Source organism: Bradyrhizobium acaciae (assembly GCF_020889785.1).
GTDB lineage: Bacteria > Pseudomonadota > Alphaproteobacteria > Rhizobiales > Xanthobacteraceae > Bradyrhizobium > Bradyrhizobium acaciae.
The window spans coordinates 1-5,151 of the sequence record NZ_JACMYK010000248.1 but is presented as its reverse complement, the minus strand read 5'-3'; the positions used below and the strand labels follow the sequence as shown (position 1 = coordinate 5,151).

Below are 5,151 nucleotides of genomic sequence, written 5' to 3'. Positions count from 1 at the left end.
TGAAGCCTTTGCGCGGGGGTAGCGGTGAAAGAGGGCGCTTCAGCGTTGCGCTCAGCTTCCCGGATGCAGGATCACCTTGCCCATGGCCTTGCGGCCGGCGAGCACCTTCAACGCTTCCGCGGTCTGCGACAGCGGGAAGGTTTGGTCGACGTGCGACGAGATCTTGCCTTCCGCGGTCCACTTCACGAGCTTCTCGAGGTTCTTGCGGTTCTTCTCCGGATTCTGCCGCGCCCATGCGCCCCAGAACACGCCGCGGATATCGCAGCCCTTCAGCAGCGCGAGGTTGAGCGGAATCTTCGGAATGTCGCCGGCGGCAAAGCCGATCACCAGGAAGCGGCCTTCCCATGCGGTCGAGCGCAATGCGGCCTCGGCATAGGAGCCGCCGACCGGATCGAACACGATGTCGGCGCCCTTGCCATCCGTCAGCTTGCGCAGACCTTCTTTGAGATCTTCCTTGGCGTAATTGAGCGTCAGCTCGGCGCCGTGCTGCTTGGCGAATGCGAGCTTCTCGTCCGACGAGGCACAGGCGATCACCTTCAGGCCCATCAACTTGCCGAGCTCGCACGCGGCAAGGCCGGTGCCGCCGGCGGCGCCGAGCACCGCGAGCGTCTCGCCCGGCTTCGGGCTCGCGCGGTCCTCCAGCGCATGCAGCGCGGTGCCGTAGATGATGATGATCCCTGCGGCGCGGTCGTAATCGAGATTGTCGGGAATCTTCACGATCGAATTCGCCGGGAGCGCGATCTTGTCGCGCGCGCCGTTGTGGCCGCATGACGCAACGACGCGATCGCCGACCTTCAGATCGGTGACACCCGCGCCGACGCTCTCGATCACTCCTGCAACTTCGGCGGCGGGCGAGAACGGAAACGGCGGCTTGATCTGGTACTTGCCCTGGATCATCAGAATGTCGAAGAAATTCAGCGCCGCCGCCTTGATCGCGATTACGGCTTCGCCGGGACCTGCCACCGGATCGGGCACGTCAGCCAGTACGAGATCGTCGGGTTGACAGTATTGCGAGCAGAGGATGGCTTTCATGGACACACCTGAGTTTCGGACGCAGAAAGAGCTGCAAGATCTTTGACTACAAGCTTCATGCCGGATTTGCGGCGGAGCGACAATACAGTGCGGAGGGATCAAACTATGTTTGAAAAAGGCCTGCTAGCGAAAAAGCGCATCCTGATCACCGGAGGCGGCTCCGGCCTTGGCGCGGCGATGGGTCGGCGCTTTGCCGAGCTCGGTGCCGAGCTGATCATCTGCGGCCGGCGCGAGGGGCTGCTGGAGCACACCGCAGCAAAATTCCGCAGCGAGTTCGGCGCCACGGTGTCGATCGCGCGTTGCGATATCCGCGACGGCGCCGCGGTCGAGGCGATGATGGATCAGGTCTGGCAGGACGCGCCGATCGACGTACTCGTCAACAATGCTGCCGCAACCTTTATTGCGCAGAGCGAACATTTGTCATTCCGTGCCGCGGACGCGATCCTCGCACCGACGCTGCATGGTACGATGTACTGCACGCTCGCCGCCGGCCGCCGCTGGATCGAAGGCAAGCACAAGGGCGTGGTGCTCTCGATCCTCTCGACCTCGACCATCACCGGCCGCGCCTTCACGGTGCCGTCGTCGATGGCCAAGACCGCGGTGCTGGCGATGACCAAGAGCCTTGCCGTCGAATGGGGCCCGAAGGGCATCCGCACCGTGGCGATCGCGCCGGGTGCGTTCCCGACCGCAGGCGCCACCGGGCAGCTGCGTCCCGAAGGGCGCAATGAGACGTGGTCGCATCGCAATCCGCTCGGCCGCGCCGGCGAGCATTCGGAGCTGGCCAATCTTGCGACCTTCCTGATCTCGGATCAGGCCGGCTACATCAATGGCGAGATGGTGGTGCAGGACGGCGGCTCGCATTTGCGCAGTTCCGGTGCCGAGGACCTGCTGCAATGGACCGATGCACAGTGGGAGAGCCAGCGCGCGGCGCGCGCGAAAGGCTGATAAGGGCTGATGTGCATCCGCAAGCAATGAGCACGCACTGAGAAGAATGGACGCGCAATGCGGCTGTGGTCGGCACGCGCGCGGCCAGCCGTAACTGCCTTCCCAAAAAAGCGTTTCCCGGTTATCCATCCGAGCCGGCGGAGGGGAATCGCCGGGCCATCTTGCAGTCACAATGATGGGGGAACCAGTTGGCCGTGCGGCAGATTCTGACATCACTGGCGGCTTGTGGTCTGTGCGGGATCATCACCCTCGCACCAATGCAGGCTGCGCCCAAGAAAGACGCGGCGAAGGAAGCAGCCAAGCCGGCGCCTTCCGCTGCCGCGGCTGCGGCCGGCGGCGCGGAGCCGACACTGATCGGCCAATTCGGCACCTGGGGCGCGTACACCGCCTCGCCCAACGGCAAGAAGGTGTGCTTTGCGCTCGCCAAGCCGGCGTCCTCGAAGACCAACCCGGCGAACCGGCCGCGCGATCCGGCCTATGCCTTCATCTCGACCCGTCCGGCCGAGAAGGTCGTCAACGAAGTCTCGGTTATGATCGGCTACACCGTGAAGCCGGGCTCGGAATCGACGCTCCAGGTCGGCGGCGGTACATATGCGATGTACACGCAGGGCGACGGTCTCTGGATCAAGAATGCGGCCGAGGAGGAGCGGATGGTGGAAGCCATGCGCAAATCGGCCGATCTGACGGTAAAAGCCGTCTCGGCCAAGGGTACCGAGACGATCGACACCTTCTCGCTGAAGGGCCTGGCGCAGGCGCTCGACCGGCTGGGGCAGGACTGCCGGCGTTAAAGCCGGGCCAAGACGCAAATTCGAGGTATTTGGTGGCTTTCCAGCACCGGCTGGAAGGCCTATTTGAGGTTTCATGACCGACACCGTGACCCCCAAAGCCGTACCCGGCGCCAGCGCGCTGGTCGAAAAGGTTCCGCTCGAGACCTATGTGCCGCCGGCCAAGCCGTCGCTGATCGGGCTGTCGCGCGCCGAGATCGCCGATCGCCTCGGCGAGATCGGGGTGCAGACAGGCCAGCGCAAGATGCGCACCCAGCAGCTCTGGAACTGGATGTATTTCCGCGGCGCGCAGAGCTTTGCCGAGATGACCAACGTCTCGAAGGACATGCGCTCCGAGCTCGAGAAGCATTTTACCGTCGACCGTCCCGAGGTGGTCGCCGAGCAGATATCCAATGATGGCACCCGCAAATGGCTGCTGCGGCTGCCGAGCGGCGACAAGGTCGAACGGCCGCACGAGGTCGAGTGCGTCTACATCCCCGAGACCGATCGCGGCACGCTGTGCGTTTCCTCGCAGGTCGGCTGCACGCTGAACTGCTCGTTCTGCCACACCGGCACGCAACGGCTGGTGCGCAACCTCACCGCCGGCGAGATCGTCGGCCAGGTGATGGTGGCGCGCGACCGGCTCAACGACTGGGCCGATCGTGAGGACGGCACGCGCCGCGTCACCAACATCGTGATGATGGGAATGGGCGAGCCACTCTACAATTTCGACGCGGTGCGCGATGCGCTGTTGATCGTCGGCGACAATGAAGGCATCGGCATTTCCCGTCGCCGCATCACGCTGTCGACCTCGGGCGTGGTGCCGAACATCCAGCGCACGGGCGACGAGATCGGCGTGATGCTCGCGATCTCCTTGCATGCGGTGCGCGACGAGCTGCGCAACGAGCTGGTGCCGCTGAACCGCAAATATCCGATCAAGGAATTGTTGCAGGCCTGCCGCGACTATCCCGGCGCCTCGAACGCGCGCCGCATCACCTTCGAATATGTGATGCTCAAGGGCGTCAACGATTCGCTCGACGACGCCAGGCTCTTGGTGAAGCTGCTCAAGGGCATTCCCGCCAAGATCAACCTGATCCCGTTCAATCCGTGGCCGGGTACCGCCTACGAATGCTCGGACTGGGAGCAGATCGAAAAGTTCTCCGAATACATCTTCAACGCCGGCTATTCCTCGCCGGTGCGCACGCCGCGCGGCCGCGACATCCTCGCCGCCTGCGGCCAGCTCAAGTCGGAGACCGAAAAGCTCTCCGCCCGCGAGCGCCAGGCGCTGCGCGCGATGGCGATGACGGATTGATTTGATGGCCTTGATCGGCCGCCTGTTCGTGGTCGCCTTCGGCTTCCTGATGGCCTGCTTCGTGGCGGGCGTGATCGTGGTCGTCGCGGTGCTGTATCCCGAGATCAGCGATTTCGGCGGCCAGATCGACCAGAGCGCTGTTAACATCGTGCTCGGCTTCGGCTTCATCTTCATCTCAGGCTTTGCGCTGCTGCCGGCGCTGATCGTGGTGCTGATCACCGAGGCGTTCTACATCAGGAGCGTGCTGGCCTATGCCGTCGGCGGCGCGATCGTCGGCGCAGCCTGCTATTTCGGCCTCGTTCCGTTCGATCCCGATATGATGCAGTTCCACGGCATCGTGCGCCGGCACATGGAGATCATGACCGGCGCCGGCATCGTCGCCGGCCTGGTCTATTGGTTGATCGCCGGCCGCACTGCCGGGGCCTGGCGCGAGCCGCGGCGTCCGTTGTCTCCAGCTCCGCCGTTGCCGTCGCAATCGCGGCCGCAAACACCGCCGTCATCCTGAGGTATGAGCGGAGCGAGCCTCGAAGGATGGGCCGGAGCAAGATCGTATCCTTCGAGGCTCGCAAGAGCTCGTGCCTCCAGCGACAAAGGCGAAGCCTTTGCGCTGGGATGACGATACCGCACACTTCCCATGCCCTCTCGCCTCGGTTAAACCGCGCGCCATGAACCGGACCGGACTTTTCATCGCGCTGGCGCTGGCGCTCATCATCGGCATCCTGTTCGGGCTCTATCCCGAGCTCGATCTCAAGCTCGCCGCGCTGTTCTACGACGCCGCACAAAACACCTTCCCTGTGAAGCTCGACGCGGTGGCAAAGTTTGTGCGCGACGCGGCGATGTGGATCGCCTGGGCGCTGGTGCTGCCGGCGATCGTGACCATCGTCTGGAAATTCATCCGGCCGGATCGGCCGATGCTGATGTCGGGTCGCGCCGCGGTGTTCCTGCTGACCACGATGCTGCTGTCGGCCGGCGTGCTCACCAACTTCACCTTCAAGAACTATTGGGGCCGGCCGCGGCCGATGTTCGTGACGCAGTTCGGCGGCGACCTGCAATTCAAGCCGTGGTGGGACCCGCGCGGCGGCTGCCCGCGCAACTGCT

Annotated in this window: 5 protein-coding genes and 1 pseudogene; 5 read left to right on the top strand and 1 reads right to left on the bottom strand. The window is 64.2% G+C overall.

All coding sequences use genetic code 11. From position 1 onward, the window contains the following. Nucleotides 1–51 precede the first annotated feature (51 nt). Nucleotides 52–1,032, bottom strand: coding sequence for an NADPH:quinone oxidoreductase family protein (locus tag H8A92_RS39465; protein ID WP_229200657.1), 981 nt, complete (start codon nucleotides 1,030–1,032; stop codon nucleotides 52–54). A gap of 105 nt (nucleotides 1,033–1,137) precedes the next feature. On the opposite strand from H8A92_RS39465, the gene H8A92_RS39460 reads away from it, so the two are divergent. The 5 genes and pseudogenes from H8A92_RS39460 to H8A92_RS39440 form a co-directional block, all read left to right on the top strand. Further along, nucleotides 1,138–1,977 carry an SDR family oxidoreductase gene (locus H8A92_RS39460; protein WP_229200656.1) on the top strand — a complete coding sequence of 280 codons (840 nt, stop codon included), beginning with the start codon at nucleotides 1,138–1,140 and terminating at the stop codon, nucleotides 1,975–1,977. Between the two features lie 188 nt (nucleotides 1,978–2,165). Further along, a complete protein-coding gene (locus H8A92_RS39455; protein ID WP_163159855.1) occupies nucleotides 2,166–2,765 on the top strand; it encodes an invasion associated locus B family protein in 600 nt (199 codons plus the stop codon). Between the two features lie 73 nt (nucleotides 2,766–2,838). Next, nucleotides 2,839–4,053: a dual-specificity RNA methyltransferase RlmN gene (gene rlmN / locus H8A92_RS39450; RefSeq protein ID WP_229200654.1), complete on the top strand. Its 1,215-nt coding sequence runs from the start codon at nucleotides 2,839–2,841 to the stop codon at nucleotides 4,051–4,053. A 4-nt stretch (nucleotides 4,054–4,057) separates the two neighbouring features. After that, nucleotides 4,058–4,558: a hypothetical protein gene (locus tag H8A92_RS39445; protein WP_229200653.1), complete on the top strand. Its 501-nt coding sequence runs from the start codon at nucleotides 4,058–4,060 to the stop codon at nucleotides 4,556–4,558. A 160-nt stretch (nucleotides 4,559–4,718) separates the two neighbouring features. After that, nucleotides 4,719–5,151: pseudogene (locus tag H8A92_RS39440) on the top strand (phosphatase PAP2 family protein); the annotation flags it as partial.

Bases quoted from the DNA above. Each gene is read 5' to 3' on its own strand.
- H8A92_RS39465 (WP_229200657.1), bottom strand. From the start codon at position 1,032: ATGAAAGCCATCCTCTGCTCGCAATACTGTCAACCCGACGATCTCGTA.
- H8A92_RS39445 (WP_229200653.1), top strand. From the start codon at position 4,058: ATGGCCTTGATCGGCCGCCTGTTCGTGGTCGCCTTCGGCTTCCTGATG.
- rlmN (WP_229200654.1), top strand. From the start codon at position 2,839: ATGACCGACACCGTGACCCCCAAAGCCGTACCCGGCGCCAGCGCGCTG.
- H8A92_RS39460 (WP_229200656.1), top strand. From the start codon at position 1,138: ATGTTTGAAAAAGGCCTGCTAGCGAAAAAGCGCATCCTGATCACCGGA.